Source organism: Shewanella sp. M16 (assembly GCF_018224605.1).
Lineage (GTDB): Bacteria > Pseudomonadota > Gammaproteobacteria > Enterobacterales > Shewanellaceae > Shewanella > Shewanella oncorhynchi.
On sequence record NZ_JAGTUL010000010.1, the window covers coordinates 113600 to 130161 of the forward strand.

A 16562-nucleotide genomic window follows, 5' to 3' on the forward strand; every position below is an offset into this window, starting at 1 on the left:
GCGCCATAACGATAATTGACAGAAGCCATCTATGCTACCCCTGCTATCACATCAACAAACATTAGAGCCAGTGTATTTGGCATACCTTGATGCACTGGAGCAAAGTGAGTATTCCGGTGATATAGACAAACGTTACAGCGCACGTTTAGTGCAAGCCACCGACAACTCTGTATATCAATTCTTACCTCAAGCTGTGCTTTATCCTAAAAATCAGCAGGATATTCAAATTGCATTGACACTGGCAGCTACGGACGCATTTCGCAGCGTGACCTTCAGTGCGCGGGGCGGTGGTACGGGCACCAACGGACAATCACTGACCCATGGTTTGATTTTGGATGTGTCGCGTTACATGAACCGTGTTCTCGAAGTGAATGCTGAGCAAGGTTGGGTTCGAGTCGAAGCTGGCGTGATTAAAGATGCGCTTAACGATGCATTGCGTCCCCATGGATTCTTTTTTAGTCCCGATTTATCCACCTCAAACCGCGCCACTATTGGTGGCATGATCAATACCGATGCCTCGGGTGCGGGCTCACTGGTCTATGGTAAGACGTCAGATCACGTGCTGGCGCTGCGCAGTGTGCTGATCGATGGCAGTGTGCTGGATACGCATCCCCTAGATGCGGGACTACTGTGTAACCCCGATAATGTCAGTGATAACCCGCTGGGGCAGAAATTGATTTCTGCTGTGGCGGCTGTATGCCGTGAAAAGCGTACTCAGATTGAAAACCAATTTCCTAAGCTCAATCGTTTCCTCACGGGCTATGACTTAAAACACGTGTGGAACGACAAGCTGACGCAATTCGATTTATCACGAATTCTGACAGGCTCAGAGGGCACGCTTGCGGTGATAACCGAAGCCAAACTTAATCTCACCCCGCTGCCGACTGAGCGCGCTATGGTGAACATTAAGTACGATTCGTTCCAATCGGCATTGCGTCATGCGCCATCCTTAGTTGCCGCGCGGGCGACTGTGGTTGAAACCGTCGATTCAAAAGTGCTTAACTTAGCCCGTGAAGATATTGTCTGGCATTCGGTGGCTGATCTTATCCAAGAAGTGCCTGGTAAAGTTATTGATGGCCTCAATATGGTCGAATTTGCAGGTGACACGGTCGAAGTTGAGCAAAAGCTCGCGAGTTTGGAAGCTGTGTTAACTGAGCAGATCAGCAAAGACGAGTGCGGTGTATTGGGTTACCAAGTGACACAAGATAAGCCGAGTATCGAAAAAATTTACGGCATGCGCAAAAAAGCCGTTGGCTTACTCGGCGCCACTAAAGGTCGCCGTAAGCCCATCGCCTTTGCTGAAGATACTGCGGTACCGCCCGAAAAACTCGCCGATTATATTATGGAGTTTCGCGCGTTACTCGACGGGCATAATCTGCAATACGGTATGTTCGGCCATGTGGATGCGGGCGTGTTGCATGTGCGACCCGCGCTCGATATGTGCGATGTTGAAGATGAAAAATTACTACGAGTCATTTCTGATCAAGTCGCGGCACTGACGCTTAAATACGGCGGCCTAATGTGGGGTGAACACGGTAAAGGCGTGCGCGGTGAATACGGTCCAGCTGTCTTTGGTGATGAACTTTTCGGAGTGTTGCAAGATATTAAAGGTTTGTTTGACCCCGATAACCGACTCAATCCCGGCAAGCTGGTGGCGCCTAAAGATACAGGTGCCCTCTATTACGATGTCGACAGTGCTAAGCGCGGTAAGTTTGATCGACAAATCCCCGTTGATGTGCGTGATGCGTTCCCCGATGTGATGAATTGTAACGGTAATGGCCTGTGTTTTAATTACAGTAGCTATTCGCCTATGTGCCCATCGTTTAAGGTGACGGGTGACAGAGTGCAGTCACCTAAGGGGCGTGCAGGGCTCATGAGAGAGTGGCTAAGACTGCTTGAGGCTGAAGGGGTTGATGTTAATGCCCTCGCAAAAGCGAAACCTTTTGGTATATTGCAGCGCATACAAAATACCATCAATGCCAAACGTGATTATGATTACTCCCACGAGGTGATGGAATCGCTCAAGGGCTGTTTAGCCTGTAAAGCTTGCTCTGGACAATGTCCGGTCAAAGTGGATGTGCCTAAGTTTAGGGCGCAGTTCTTCAATATTTACTATCAACGCTATTTAAGACCCGCGAAAGACTATCTCGTTGCAGGAATTGAAGATAGCTTGCCACTGATGGCTGCGGCACCGCGTCTCACTAATTTTGTCGCACAAAATTCATTGAGCCAATGGGTGATTAAACAGGCGATTGGTTATGTGGATGCGCCTGCGTTATCTGTGCCGACTTTGAAGCAAAGACTCGATGGTCATGCAAGCCGCGGTTACGACTTAGCTGCGTTGCAAGCGATTCCAGAAGAGAAGCGCTCGCAGTTTGTGTTGGTGGTACAAGATCCTTTTAACAGTTTCTATGACTCAGGTCTTGTGCTGCGCTTTATCCAATTAATTGAAAAACTCGGCTTAAAGCCGGTGTTATTGCCCTATAAACCCAATGGTAAGCCAACACATATCAAGGGATTTTTAGATAAGTTTGCTAAAACGGCGCAGTCGAGTGCGGATTTTCTGAACCAAGTCCATAAACTGGGCATGCCCATGGTAGGTATAGATCCTGCTTTAGTCTTGTGTTATCGCGATGAATACCGTGAAGTCTTAGGGGCTAATCGCGGTAATTTTGAGGTCAAGTTAGCCAACGAATGGCTACTGAATGTCATCAAAGATTTACCTGCAAAAGCTGCGCAAGGTAAGCAATATACTTGGTTTAGTCATTGTACCGAATCGACTGCCAAGCCAAATACCGCCAATGAGTGGACTAAAATCTTTGCCCATTTCGGTGCTAAGTTAACCGCAGTTAATTTAGGTTGTTGTGGTATGGCGGGAACCTATGGTCATGAGGCGGAAAACCTCGAGCGCTCTAAGGCCTTGTTCGACATGTCTTGGCAGCAAACGTTAGCAAGAATTGAGCAGCCGCAAGTGTTAGTGTCTGGCTATTCGTGCCGTAGTCAGGTAAAACGTTTTGCCGGTTACAAGCCAAAGCATCCACTTGAGGCCTTACTCGAGTTAGCAAATATTTAATAGTGTTTATGCCGTTTTGATTGCGCTAGTCAGATCGTAATTATCCTCACTGGTATATCCCAGTGTTGAATGTCACACTAAAGCCAGCCGCAAGGCTGGTTTTTTTATGGATGATGGAGGCCTAGATGGAAAAGATGACTGACAGTATTCAACACACGCTCAAACAATTCGCCGCTGATAGTAGGCTAACCTCGGTTGTGCCATTGTGCAGTGAAGTCCCATTGTTTGACATTAACGCCTTGGGTGATTGGACATATCTAGGCACATCGCTGCCAGCAAAGTTTGCTAAGTTGTTCGCCAGTATTTTACATTGCATCGATGATGAGTATTTCTTAATTACCCCAGTGGAGAAGGTGCGAGTGCGGGTTGAAGATGCTCCCTTACTGATTGTCGATTTCGAGCGAGCGCAACCCCATTCGCTGCTCAATGTAAGAACCAGTATTGAAACACAGCATCATAAAGTCGATATAAAACAGATGAAGCTCACCGATGACAGTGTTTATTTGCCGCTTGAGCGCGGTTTATGGGGCAAATTAGGTCGGGCCTGTTACTATAATTTTGTGAATGAATTCAATTTATCTGATCTAGATGAGGAATGAGCTCGTAGGTTAATCGCATAATTTGCTGTGGTCTAAGCTAGTTTATTATGGGTTAAGTGGTAGTATTAAAACTAACTCTGGGTTCCTATGATGGCGTGCAGAGTAAGTGAAAACGCGTTAAACCTTTGCTGTAGGAGGTGCTGTTTGAATCGTCATGAAAGCTTAGGCTATCTTGTATCCCACTTAAATATCGAGCTGCAAAATGAGCTTGATCTGCATCTTAAGCGATATCAACTCGATATAAAACTGTGGCCTGTGCTGTTTGCTTTGTGGCAAGAAGAGGGCATAAGCCAAACTGAATTGTCTAAGCGTTGCGATGTGGCAAATTACACTATGACGCGCTTACTCGATCAGTTGCAGGTGCAAGGTCTTATTACTCGCCATCAAGAAGTCGATAATCGACGTGCTTTCCAAATCTTTTTGACCGATGAAGCCAAAGCATTAGAGCAAGATCTTATCTGCGAAGCTGAGCGGGTCAATGAAAAATTCCTGTCAAATCTAAGTGAAGATGAACAACAGACATTCATTTTACTATTAAATAAAATCAACCGTTTGGCTTGAAATTTTGAATCTAATGGGTATGGCGGAAAACTGTGGTTTAGCCGTTTTTACTTCTATCTGTATGTGGTTATCTAAATCATTTTCCTAGTTTAATCCCATCCACTATGCCTCACTTTGCGGGATTAAACTGGTTTGATTAATTCAAGTAAAGTGCAAAGACGCAAAGCAGACTGACGGCTATCACTGAATGCTGTAAATAACGACGGCTGGCTAATAAATTTTCTTTGCCTTGTTTTAGGCTAGCGACGAGTCTATGTTGCTTATAAATTCGGCACATGAGTTCATCGGTTTGGGGATCGATAAGCAGTTCAAACTTGCAAGGCGCGCCGTCTTTAAGCTGAATGGTATGCTCGCTTTGAGGCTTAAAGTTAAGCTTGTGCGACACCATTTGGCCATTAACGAAGACCCGCTCTAAACCACTCCAATTGCTGGCTTGCAGTTCTACCACATCTTGGTTGAGATCATATTTGAAACGGATCATAGCGCTATCCTGTGCTGGGACCTGATAGACTAATTCAAGCAGACAAATATGACGTTTTCCAGCGTGATTAAATGAATATTCTGTGTCGAAATTAAAAGCGCGGCTAAACCATGAGCTTAGTGATAGATTAAATTTTAGATAACAAAAAAGCGACCTGAGGTCGCTTTTTTCAATATTTGACGGGCATAAAAAATAATAAACGCGTAAAAAATTACTGCTTAGCGGCTTCGATAATGGCTTTTGCCATTTCATCAGCCACGGCGCCAGTTGTACGGTTCTGTGCATCGGCTTGGCTGAATATTTTCAGCAGCGTGTTGTAAATTTCTTCTACTTTAGCCGTTGATTTTGCTGCGTCGTAATCTTTTTCGAACGACACGTTGATAATGCCGCCTGCGTTGATCACATAGTCTGGCGCGTACAGTATGCCCATTTCTTTCAGTTGTTCACCGTGGCGTACTTCGGCTAATTGGTTGTTGGCACAGCCAGCAACAATTTTGGCTTTCAGTTGCGGTAAGGTCGTATCGTTTAAGGTTGCGCCAAGGGCACAAGGGGCATACACATCCACATCTTGCGCGTAGATTTCTTGAGGCGCGACAACAATGGCACCAAAGTCGGTAGCGACTTTATCTAACGAGGCTTGATGAATGTCAGTAACAATCAGTTCTGCGCCTTCGTTATGCAAGTGTTTGCACAGGTAATAGCCAACATGACCGACGCCTTGAACGGCGATTTTAAGGCCTTTAAGGCTGTCTAAACCAAGTCTATGTTTAACCGCAGCTTTGATGCCTAAATAAGTGCCAAGGGCTGTGAACGGTGATGGATCGCCACTTTTGCCTTCAAGGCCCGCCATATAAGGGGTTTCTTCATGGGCGATCATAATATCAGCCGTAGTAGTGCCAACATCTTCCGCTGAATAGTAGCGGCCACCTAGGCTGTTAATCAAACGGCCAAAGGCGCGGAATAGGGCTTCGCGATCTTGTCTTTTCGGATCGGCAATGATCACTGATTTGCCACCGCCCATGGTTAAACCTGCTAGGGCATTTTTATAAGTCATGCCACGAGAGAGGCGTAATACGTCAGTAAGGGCTTCATCATCCGATTGGTAGTTCCACATCCTACATCCACCCACGGCAGGACCAAGGTTAGTGTTATGGATGGCGACAATGGCCTTTAAGCCACTTTCTTTATCATGACAGAATACAACCTGTTCATGTTCGTCAAAGGATACATGATTAAATACAGCCACGTGAATTTCTCCGCTATACACAATGAAAAAGCCGACGAGGTGAGCCTCTATCGACTGCTTGTTATATTTATTGCAGAACCATAGCATTTAGCGATACTCTCAACCATGCATAATGACCGAATAAATACATTATTTGTGGCAATTTAGCTTTCCACTTTACGTAAACGTAAGCTTGCGATGTAAGAATGGATTGTACTGAATTTAACGTAACGAATAGAATGAATCGCGTACTGATCCCAAGAATTAGGCTCGCGTTATAACAATAAGATAGGACGGAAGTATGACTGAACAAGCTGTCGACCAAACTCAACAAAATCTATCAGCTGAAGAAATAGAAAAGCTGCGTCAAGAGTGGGTCAGAACTCAATTTCAAAAAGCCAATCGTTTTCTCGCTGAAAAAGGCGTGATCCCAAGCAGAGTCCTAGCCGATGAAAGCCGTTATCTTGCGCCTTATATGGCGATTTGGAAGATGGAATCAAAGCGTCCAAGCAACAAAACCTATTGGGTGATGTCAGGTGATTTACCGTCAGATTTTGTCGATGTCAAAGTGGCGACGACGGCCCGTGATGCCGTGCGTCATTTCTCTATGATGTGGCAAATGCAGGCGGAAAACTTAGTGCGTTCGGGTGCAACCCGTGATGCCACTCAGGCTAAATTTGCTCAACTATTAGTATCGCGTGCCGAGAGTTTATATCGTATGCACAACGACGATAAACTGTGGAATGCTTAAACTCAAATGAGTTAAGGATTGTATTTAGATAGTATTGAGTTAATACAGTTACTTGTGTCGATTGATACTGATAATTGAAATAATAAGGCACTCAATTGAGTGCCTTATTTATGTTGATGTTTTATTTACACTTTATATTAAGAACAAGGTCATCGAACAAAGTCGATAGGGCTTATTCTTCGCTGTCGCTCAAGTAGTAGAAACCTTGATTGATAAGTTTCAACAGTAAGGCTTGGACTTCTTCATGCTGACATATTTCAGTCGCTTCATCGGCGTTTAAGCTGACGTTATCGCTCAACTGTGCGATCACATCTGCCGGTGTATTTAGCAGTTCGTGTACATCACCATTGATGAATAATCGCGGCGTGGTGTCATTTTCAAGGCGCAATACTTTCAAACCGCCGATACGGCTGACGCCAGCACCTTGGGCGAAGGCATCTTGCAAATCTTCAATGCTGTAAGCTTCTTCGCCTTCACACAAGTCAAGCTCGAAACGGTTTTGACTGAGCAACTTACCTAACACGATTTGGTAGCTATTGGGATCTTGGCTCAGCTGACTCAAGAGTGACATTATGCCCACTTGATGATCTTGGCTGACGATACCGGCTGAACTCGGTTCAGTTTGCGACGTGAAACGCTGCTGACCTAAGTTATTGTCGAGCAAATAATCGGCGACTTCACTGACCAATTCTTGCTGGCTAGGAGCGCGAAAACCAATCGAGTAACTCATTGCCACAGTTAGGGTTTCGCCGCAATGCGGGAAACCGGGTGGAATATAAAGCATGTCGCCTTTTTCTAACACTACATCGATAATGGGTGTGAAGTCTTCAACCAGCGGCGAGTTTGGATTGCCGCCACGGCGTTGTTGCGGGGTATTGTCACCCACAGTCCAGCGACGTTCACCTTCGCCTTGAATGATAAACACATCGTAGTTATCGACGTGCGGGCCGACACCGCCACTTGGGGTTGCAAATGATGCCATCAAGTCATCGAAGCGCCAGTCAGGTAAAAAGCGTAGAGCTTCAACTAATGGTTGCGAATCTGGATACCAATGGTTGACTGCTTGCACTAATAACTGCCAATGGGTTTCGCCATAGCTGTCGTAATCTTCAAACGGACCTTGCACCACTTCCCAATCATTGTCTTTGGTGACAACGATACGTGAAGAGATTTCTTCTTCACAGGCAAGGCCTGCTAATTCATCGGCGCTGATAGGATCTTCAAATTGCGGAAATGCTTTTTTGATCAACAGGGGTTTCTTTTGCCAGTATTCACTAAGAAACTGGGCGATATCGAGATTGAGTGTATACATAGTGTTAAAAAAGGCGACCACATCGCGGTGATGTGGGTCGCCTTAATCCTTATTTCTGTTTAAGAAAGAGTATTGTCCGTCGCCAACTTCAGTTAATAACTAATTTCAGTCAATAGCTTACTATTAGTTAATCGCCAATTTTAATTAATAACTTAGTTCAGTTCGTCGACAAACGTTTCGGCGCGACCAATGTAATTGGCTGGCGTCATTTTCTTCAGTTCAGCTTTCACTGAGTCTGGTAATTCAAGTCCGTCAATAAACACTGACAGTTGCTGCGCGTCGATACGTTTACCGCGCGTCAGTTCTTTTAATTTTTCGTATGGCTTTTCAATGCCATAACGACGCATTACCGTTTGTACGGGTTCTGCTAACACTTCCCAGTTGTGATCTAACTCATCACGCAGATGTGCTTCGTTAACTTCTAACTTGCTGATGCCTTTTAAGGTCGCTTGATACGCGATCAACGCATGGGCAATACCCACACCTAAGTTACGCAGTACAGTCGAGTCAGTTAAGTCACGTTGCCATCTTGATAACGGTAGTTTAGACGCTAAATGTTGCATCAGTGCGTTAGCGATACCTAAGTTACCTTCAGAGTTTTCAAAATCGATTGGGTTAACTTTGTGCGGCATAGTTGATGAACCGATTTCACCGGCGATAGTGCGTTGTTTGAAGTGACCTAGGGCGATGTAACCCCAAATATCACGGTCAAAGTCAATCAGCACAGTGTTGAAACGGGCAACCGCATCGAACAATTCGGCAATGTAATCGTGTGGCTCGATTTGCGTCGTGTAGGCATTCCAGTGCAAGCCAAGGCTAGTCACAAAACGCTCAGACAGCTCATGCCAGTTAACTTCAGGGTAGGCTGACAGGTGAGCATTGTAGTTACCTACGGCACCATTCAGTTTGCCCATGATTTCAACATTGGCGATTTGTTTGATTTGACGTTCAAGGCGCACTGCGACGTTCGCCATTTCTTTACCGAGCGTCGAAGGTGACGCGGGTTGGCCATGGGTACGTGACATTAATGGCACAGAGCGATATTCAATCGCCAGCTTTTTAATTGCCGTCAGTAACTCATTGCAGTAGGGCAGTAAAACATGCTCACGAGCTTCAGTCAGCATTAAACCGTGGCTTAAGTTGTTGATATCTTCAGAAGTACAAGCAAAGTGAACAAACTCACCCACAGCGGCTAATTCGCTATTGCCTGCGATTTTTTCTTTAATGAAGTATTCAACCGCTTTTACATCGTGGTTAGTGGTGCTTTCGATAGCCTTAACACGCAGCGCATCTTGTTCGTTGAAATTGTCTTTAATGCCATCGAGTACGGCGATAGCTGACGCGCTCAATGTTGGCACTTCGCTAATGTCTGGACAGTCGGCTAACAGTTTTAGCCAATTGATTTCAACCTGAACACGGTACTTGGTAAGACCGAACTCGCTGAAAATCCCTCTCAATGACGCGGTTTTACTACCATAACGACCGTCTACCGGAGAGATAGCAGTTAGTGCGGAAAGATCCATGTGTAGCTCCTTGATGAACGCTAATTTTATTATAGGGTAAGACTTTTCTTGGCTGTATCGACTATGGCTTTGCGGGCGAAGACTAAGTGTCGACGTTTACCGCCCAACTGACGCCACAGTACTGCGCTGCGTATAGCGGCAAGCAGCAGAGCACGAATTTTATGTTGTACAATAGGGCGCTGCAAACACACAGGATTACCCGATATTTGGATTTTTGGCCCTAAATTACTGATGATGTCACTGTAAATGCTGGCAAGATTGGCAACAACTTGCTCATCTGTGATGGCAAAATGATGTAGCTGGCGATTCACTTGATTAATACGTTCAGCCAACATGCCTAAGCCACTGTTAGAGCGCACGAGTTTACGCTCAAGGGCAAGCACGCCCACTAAATAGCGGGTGATTTCAACATCTTTTTGGCTGCTGTCACCGAGCTGATTCAGGATCAGTTTATAGCCTTTTTGCAATACGATTTTATCTTGGTAGACATCGGCCGTATTGTCAGGATTGGTGACGAGAATGGTGTTTAAGCTCGCTGCGAGCTCGGCATTATCCAATTCGCCATGGCGCGCTAAATGTTGAACTTGGGCAATGGCTTGCAGTATGCCTGCAAACGCCATAGTCCGATTAATGAGTTGCTCGTTCACGCGTTACCCTCGGATTAATTGATCTATGATGCCGCCACCTAGGCAGACCTCACCATCATAAAATACCGCAGACTGTCCAGGCGTCACCGCCGCAACAGGTTCATCGAAGACCACGCGCAAGGTGTGTTCATCTGTGTAGGTTAATGTACAAGGCACATCTTGTTGGCGATAACGGGTTTTCACTGCGATATGACAACCATCGACAGGCCCAGTTCTATCTACCCAATGCAGTTGGTTAACTGTCATGCCGGTCGACATCAAACGGGGATGATGTCCGCCTTGACCCACGATCAATACGTTACGCTCAAGATCTTTATCGACCACATACCAAGGATCGTCATTGCTGTTTTTCATGCCGCCAATGCCTAAGCCTTTACGTTGGCCTAAGGTGTGGTACATGAGTCCTTGGTGCGTGCCTATGACTTCACCTTCTGGGGTTTCAATATTGCCAGGCTGCGCCGGTAAATAAGTCCCTAGAAATTCAGTGAACTTGCGCTCACCGATAAAGCAGATGCCAGTACTGTCTTTTTTGTCATGGGTGATTAAGCCCATTTCTTTCGCAATTTCACGAACTTGATGTTTTTCGAGCTCACCGACAGGGAACAGGCTTCGGGCTACTTGTTCATGGCTAAGGGTGTAGAGGAAATAACTTTGATCTTTATTGCCATCAACACCGCGGAGCATTTGCGTACTGCCGTCGCTGTTATCGCGACGGCGAACATAGTGGCCCATTGCGATGTAATCGGCGTCGAGGATTTCGTCGGCAAATTCTAAAAATGCCTTAAATTTTATCTCTTTGTTGCACATGATATCGGGATTTGGCGTGCGGCCGGCTTTGTATTCGGCGAGGAAATACTCAAATACATTGTCCCAATATTCGGCAGCAAAGTTGACTGTGTGTAGCTTGATCCCGAGCTTGTCGCACACGGCTTGGGCATCTTTTAAATCTTCTGCGGCCGCGCAGTACTCGTTGTTGTCATCTTCTTCCCAGTTCTTCATGAATAGGCCTTCAACCTGATAGCCTTGCTGCATAAGCAAATAGGCTGAAACAGATGAATCTACACCGCCGGACATGCCGACAATGACTTTTTTTCCTGTATGAGTGGGTTCGATTGATGTCATAAATCCTAAAAACCATTGAGTATGTGTGTTGGCTAGGTGGATGAATTTAAGCCGCGACATTGAGCGCGTAACAAAAATACCTAACCTAACTAAAAATATGGGCTAACTAAAAATCCAAGCTCACTTTAAATCCAAGCTCACTTTAAATCCAAGCTAACTTTACATCTAGGTGCTGTGCTGCTGATTGCTAAATCAAACTTTTCCAGCGCTATCAAATAAAATGAGTCCGCAAACTGTCAGTAAACCTCGCATTTACGGCCAACTATTTATTTGCTGTACAAGGCCTCTGCAGTAGCACACGCATTAAGCTTAACCAGCCGTTTATGCGGGGCGGTATTCTATCACGCCTTGCTCGCTTGGGCTATCGTGAGGCGGTCACTATTGAGTAAGCTAAGGGGATAAGTTTGGCCATTTTGTGCCTGATTGAGATAGTCTTTTAAGCAATCGAGTACTAAGGGGCTGCGCAGTAAAGATGGCATGGCTTCTATCTGCGCAAGACTTAACCAATGCGCACTATGGATCGCTTTATCCTGCGGCGCAGGTGAGGGCATATCATCTAACTGCACGAAAAAAGTAAAGCGCACAAAGGCTAAGTCTTCACTGGCGCTAAGTTGATAAATGCCGACGAGTCCTTGGGCTTTGAGTGATAACCCCGTTTCTTCAAACACTTCGCGCTCACAGGCTTGGATCAAGCTTTCATTCGCTTCTAAGTGACCCGCGGGTTGATTAAAGCGTTGCTCGCCTTCAATCCACTCTTCTACCATCAGATATTTGTCCTGTGAAGTTGCATGAACAATACAAGCGACGGTCACATTGGGTTTATATCTTTGACTCATGGAGCCTCCTTTGAGTGGATTTGAATGAAGAAAGTAGGCTGAAATTTAGACTTCATCACCGAGACGGATACATTTGTGCTCACCCGATGGCAAATTATCTAGACTCCATTGGCCTATTTTATAACGGATTAATCTTAAGGTCGGAAAACCGATATGCGCTGTCATGCGTCTGACTTGGCGGTTGCGGCCTTCATGAATTTGGATTTCTAGCCAAGTTGTTGGGATATTTTTGCGCTCTCTCACCGGTGGATTACGTGGCCAAATGTCGGGTGAATCCATGATTTTGACTTTAGCAGGCAGCGTCATACCATCATTTAATTCAACACCTTGGCGCAGTTTTGTCAGTACATCTTCCGTCGGAACGCCTTCTACTTGCACCCAATAGGTTTTAAAGGTTTTCTTTTTTGGCTCTGTCAGCCTTGCCTGTAATTGACCGTCATTAGTCAGCAACAACAAGCCCTCACTGTCTCTGTCTAAGCGGCCTGCGGCATACACGTCAGCAATGGGAATGTAGTCTTTTAGGGTTTTACGACCTTGTTCATCGGTAAACTGGCAAAGTACATCAAAAGGCTTATTAAACAGCACGATAATCGGCGCAATCGTTTGGCTCTGCACCGGTTTTGCCGCCGCAATTGCGCGTCGATTAGGATTTTTAAAGGGTTCTTTCTTTAAACTGCCATTGGCATTTCGTGCTGGCGCCACTTTGCTATCTACGGCGGTAGCACGGTTGGCAGGGCCTCTGCTGGCGGGCTTAGCGGGTTTAATCGGGCTCTTGGCTGGGGAACTTGCGCTGGCATTGGCACCTTTAGGTTGAAACTTGTTTTTGTTCATACTTTTGCTAACAGGAGGTTGAGACACGCTTACCTGACTTGATTGAGTCGTTAATGTGGTCATAGTGTACTTGGCATTCGCCGTTAGTGGAATTTGAATATTATTGCGAATGCTCTATGATGTCGGCCAGAAAATGTGATCTGTGCCTAAATGTTTATTAGGTTTTAATGAGTCGTTGTAACAAATTTTAGCTTGCGCGCAAAGACAGAAGGGCATTGAGAATTTGAAAGATGAGGGCGTGGTCGATTGCCTTGATTGATATTTTCCCTGTGCTCAGATTTGTTCGCCATGCTATAAAATTATTATAAAAAATATTAAATTTTACAATAATGTAGGATGTAACATGAAAGATAACTCATCAACAATTATTTACACTGAAACAGACGAAGCGCCAGCACTGGCCACCCTCTCACTCTTACCTATTATTAGAACGTTTACCGACGCCGCGGGCGTTGCGGTTGAAACCCGTGATATCTCGTTATCGGGCCGTATTATTGCCAGTTTCCCTGAGCAACTGACCGAAGCACAAAAGATTGGCGACCATCTGACTGAGCTTGGCGAGTTAGCGAATCAGCCAGAAGCGAACATCATCAAGTTACCAAATATCAGTGCTTCGATCCCACAATTAAAAGCCTGTATCCTTGAACTGCAGCAAAAAGGTTACGACATCCCTAATTATCCGGATGAGCCAAAAACTGACGCTGAAAAGTCAATTAAAACCCGTTACGACAAGATCAAAGGCAGTGCGGTAAACCCAGTACTGCGTGAAGGTAACTCAGATCGCCGTGCCCCATTATCGGTGAAAAACTTCGCCAAGAAAAACCCTCATTCCATGGGGAAATGGGCCAAAGATTCCAAGTCACACGTTGCCCACATGACTGACGGTGATTTCTACGGCAGCGAACAGTCTGTCACTTTATCTGATGCGGGCAGCGTGAATATCTTGCTGACCCAAAAAGATGGTCAAGAAGTGGTGCTCAAATCCGGTCTTAAGCTGCTGGCTGGCGAAATTATCGATGCTGCGGTATTGAGTAAAAAAGCCTTAGTGAGCTTCTATGAGCGTGAAATCGAAAACGCCAAAGCTGAAGATGTGCTGTTATCGCTGCATTTGAAAGCCACTATGATGAAAGTGTCTGATCCTATTATGTTTGGTCACGCTGTGAAGGTATTCTTCAAGCCAGTATTTGACAAACATGCGGCGCTTTTCGCTGAATTAGGTGTAGATGTTAACAACGGCTTTGGTGATGTTTATGCCAAGATCGCGACATTACCTGCTGATAGCCGCGCCGAAGTCGAAGCCGATATCGCCGCCGTTTACGCTGCGCGTCCCGCATTGGCTATGGTTGATTCTGACAAAGGTATCACCAACTTACACGTGCCAAGCGACATCATTATCGATGCGTCTATGCCTGCTGCGATTCGTTCATCTGGCCAAATGTGGGGACCAGACGGTCAACTGCATGATACTAAAGCCATGATCCCCGATCGTTGCTATGCCGGTATCTACCAAGAAACGATTGCTTTCTGTAAAGAGCACGGCGCTTTTGATCCTAAAACCATGGGCAGCGTGCCAAACGTGGGCTTGATGGCGCAAAAAGCCGAAGAGTATGGCAGCCACGATAAGACCTTTGAAATTCCTGCTGACGGTGTGGTCAACGTTGTTGATGCCAGCGGTAAGGTATTGATGAGCCATAACGTCGAAGCGGGCGATATCTGGAGAATGTGTCAAGTTAAAGACGCACCAATCCGTGATTGGGTTAAACTGGCCGTGCGCCGTGCCCGTTTAAGCAATACTCCAGCGGTATTCTGGTTAGATAGCAAACGTGCCCACGATGCGCAAATCATTGCAAAAGTGCAGCAGTATCTGCCAGAGCATGATACTGATGGCTTAGACATCAGCATCATGTCTCCAGAAGATGCGACGCGTTTGTCTTTGGCTCGCATCAAAGAAGGCAAAGATACCATTTCAGTTACGGGTAACGTTCTACGTGACTACCTGACTGACTTGTTCCCAATCCTTGAGCTAGGCACCAGTGCCAAAATGCTGTCAATCGTTCCGCTAATGAACGGCGGCGGTCTATTTGAAACAGGTGCGGGCGGTAGTGCGCCTAAGCACGTGCAACAGCTTGAGAAAGAAGGTCACTTACGTTGGGATTCGCTCGGTGAATTCTTGGCTCTGGCGGCGTCTTTAGAGCATTTAAGCCAAACCGTGGGCAATCCAAAAGCCCAAGTGTTAGCCGATACTTTAGATCAAGCCATTGGCCAATTCTTAGATGGCAACAAATCGCCATCAAGAAGAGTCGGTGAGCTGGATAACCGTGGCAGCCATTTCTACTTAGCCATGTACTGGGCTCAAGCTTTAGCTGCGCAAACGGGCGATGAGCAGTTACAAGCTCACTTCATTCCGTTAGCGCATGCGCTCGCGGCGAATGAGCAAGTGATTGTGGCTGAATTAGCGACGGCACAAGGTGCACCAGTCGATTTAGGCGGTTACTACCGTTTAGATGCGGCTAAGGCTGAAAAAGCCATGCGCCCAAGCGAAACGTTGAACAAGCTGTTGATTGCTTAATCCCGCTCGTTATCACTTTTAGATGGCGTGTGCGTCAGTGTGGGCCATCTAAGGTGATGTAAAGTTGTAAGTCATTAGACTGATTTTAAAAAAGGATCTGCATTGCAGATCCTTTTTTATACCCTAAATTTGCTGTCGAGACCGATGATAAAATCTTTTTGCTGGGATGCAATGGGTGATGTGCAGCAATTGAACTTGAATTAAATTCATGCGAAATGATGATGAGCGATGCAACATTAAGTGGTGAGAATTGATGAAACACGCAGCAATAAAAAGGCAGGGACAAGTCCCTGCCTTTTAGATCATTGGCCTCACCAAACGTTATTTTGTTGGTGAAATGGCTGAAGCGTGCATCCCTTTTGGACCGGCTTCTACTTCAAATTGAACGGGTTGGCCTGCTTTTAGAGTTCGATAGCCTTCCATTTCAATGGTAGAATAGTGTGCAAAAACGTCCTCACCACCTTGATCAGGGCAAATAAACCCGAATCCTTTGGCGTTGTTGAACCATTTAACAGTTCCGCTTGCCATACTTCCACTTCCTTCTGTTGTCTACTTACCAGTAAGATAGTAAAACCTGTATAGACGGGTATTCGTTCACCGTCTGCACAACAGAATGTAAGGAGTAAATGCGGAAGTCAAGCTAAAATTAACAAAGGGGTAACAACTGATTAATTTGAACGGATCAATTGGAAGAGGCCAACACGAGAGGCTAGTATTAAAAAATGGCAAAGATAGGAAATATTGAACACGTTGAAGAACGTGTCGAATCAGAGTTAATGCCGCCTTCGATGTATAAGGTGGTACTCAATAATGATGATTACACCCCAATGGATTTTGTGATTGAAGTTTTGCAGGTTTTCTTTCGCAAGAACGAGCAGGAAGCGACCGATATCATGTTGACGATCCATCACCAAGGAAAAGGGATTTGCGGTATTTTCCCGTTTGGGATTGCAGAAACTAAGGTGATACAAGTAAATCAATTTGCAAGACAAAACCAACATCCGTTACTGTGTTCGTTAGAGAAAGCATAAA

At 45.6% G+C, this 16562-nt stretch carries 15 protein-coding genes; 6 read left to right on the forward strand and 9 right to left on the reverse strand.

Annotated features, from left to right (window positions below):
- Positions 1-31: 31 nt before the first annotated feature.
- The 3 genes from KFE26_RS09040 to KFE26_RS09050 all read left to right on the forward strand — a co-directional run bounded on the left by KFE26_RS09040 (position 32) and on the right by KFE26_RS09050 (position 4233).
- Entirely contained in the window at positions 32-3073 is a 3042-nt protein-coding gene (locus tag KFE26_RS09040; protein WP_212600193.1) for an FAD-binding and (Fe-S)-binding domain-containing protein, read from the forward strand.
- Between the two features lie 125 nt (positions 3074-3198).
- Positions 3199-3672: a DUF1285 domain-containing protein gene (locus KFE26_RS09045; RefSeq protein ID WP_212600194.1), complete on the forward strand. Its 474-nt coding sequence runs from the start codon at positions 3199-3201 to the stop codon at positions 3670-3672.
- A 144-nt stretch (positions 3673-3816) separates the two neighbouring features.
- Positions 3817-4233, forward strand: a complete 417-nt coding sequence (locus KFE26_RS09050; RefSeq protein ID WP_028759729.1) for a MarR family winged helix-turn-helix transcriptional regulator — start codon at positions 3817-3819, stop codon at positions 4231-4233.
- A gap of 136 nt (positions 4234-4369) precedes the next feature.
- Here KFE26_RS09050 and KFE26_RS09055 read toward each other — a convergent pair whose 3' ends face one another.
- Both KFE26_RS09055 and KFE26_RS09060 read right to left on the reverse strand, forming a co-directional pair.
- Positions 4370-4714, reverse strand: coding sequence for a hypothetical protein (locus KFE26_RS09055; protein ID WP_011789104.1), 345 nt, complete (start codon positions 4712-4714; stop codon positions 4370-4372).
- Between the two features lie 211 nt (positions 4715-4925).
- The gene (locus tag KFE26_RS09060) at positions 4926-5960 is read right to left on the reverse strand and encodes a Glu/Leu/Phe/Val dehydrogenase dimerization domain-containing protein (protein WP_131523323.1); all 1035 of its coding nucleotides are present in this window, start codon (positions 5958-5960) and stop codon (positions 4926-4928) included.
- 280 nt (positions 5961-6240) lie between these two features.
- Between KFE26_RS09060 and KFE26_RS09065 the strand changes: the two genes are divergently transcribed.
- Entirely contained in the window at positions 6241-6690 is a 450-nt protein-coding gene (locus KFE26_RS09065) for a DUF4826 family protein (protein ID WP_212600195.1), read from the forward strand.
- A gap of 172 nt (positions 6691-6862) precedes the next feature.
- On the opposite strand, the gene KFE26_RS09070 is transcribed toward KFE26_RS09065, so the two are convergent.
- The 6 genes from KFE26_RS09070 to rluE form a co-directional block, all read right to left on the reverse strand.
- Positions 6863-8002 carry a cupin domain-containing protein gene (locus KFE26_RS09070; RefSeq protein ID WP_212600196.1) on the reverse strand — a complete coding sequence of 380 codons (1140 nt, stop codon included), beginning with the start codon at positions 8000-8002 and terminating at the stop codon, positions 6863-6865.
- A gap of 152 nt (positions 8003-8154) precedes the next feature.
- The gene (gene purB, locus KFE26_RS09075) at positions 8155-9525 is read right to left on the reverse strand and encodes an adenylosuccinate lyase (RefSeq protein ID WP_212600197.1); all 1371 of its coding nucleotides are present in this window, start codon (positions 9523-9525) and stop codon (positions 8155-8157) included.
- 29 nt (positions 9526-9554) lie between these two features.
- A complete protein-coding gene (hflD, locus tag KFE26_RS09080) occupies positions 9555-10172 on the reverse strand; it encodes a high frequency lysogenization protein HflD (protein ID WP_131523325.1) in 618 nt (205 codons plus the stop codon).
- 3 nt (positions 10173-10175) lie between these two features.
- Positions 10176-11294 (reverse strand): tRNA 2-thiouridine(34) synthase MnmA, encoded by a 1119-nt coding sequence (gene mnmA, locus KFE26_RS09085; protein WP_173244504.1) that lies wholly within the window; start codon positions 11292-11294, stop codon positions 10176-10178.
- Between the two features lie 341 nt (positions 11295-11635).
- Positions 11636-12130 carry an NUDIX hydrolase gene (locus KFE26_RS09090; RefSeq protein WP_212600198.1) on the reverse strand — a complete coding sequence of 165 codons (495 nt, stop codon included), beginning with the start codon at positions 12128-12130 and terminating at the stop codon, positions 11636-11638.
- Positions 12131-12175: 45 nt separating this feature from the next.
- Positions 12176-12961: a 23S rRNA pseudouridine(2457) synthase RluE gene (gene rluE, locus KFE26_RS09095; protein ID WP_249195631.1), complete on the reverse strand. Its 786-nt coding sequence runs from the start codon at positions 12959-12961 to the stop codon at positions 12176-12178.
- 343 nt (positions 12962-13304) lie between these two features.
- Between rluE and KFE26_RS09100 the strand changes: the two genes are divergently transcribed.
- Complete coding sequence (locus KFE26_RS09100; RefSeq protein ID WP_212600199.1) at positions 13305-15530, forward strand: NADP-dependent isocitrate dehydrogenase; 2226 nt, start codon at positions 13305-13307, stop codon at positions 15528-15530.
- A 321-nt stretch (positions 15531-15851) separates the two neighbouring features.
- On the opposite strand, the gene cspD is transcribed toward KFE26_RS09100, so the two are convergent.
- Positions 15852-16058 carry a cold shock domain-containing protein CspD gene (cspD, locus tag KFE26_RS09105; protein WP_006081937.1) on the reverse strand — a complete coding sequence of 69 codons (207 nt, stop codon included), beginning with the start codon at positions 16056-16058 and terminating at the stop codon, positions 15852-15854.
- Between the two features lie 194 nt (positions 16059-16252).
- Between cspD and clpS the strand changes: the two genes are divergently transcribed.
- Positions 16253-16561, forward strand: coding sequence for an ATP-dependent Clp protease adapter ClpS (gene clpS, locus KFE26_RS09110; RefSeq protein ID WP_006081936.1), 309 nt, complete (start codon positions 16253-16255; stop codon positions 16559-16561).
- Position 16562 lies beyond the last annotated feature (1 nt).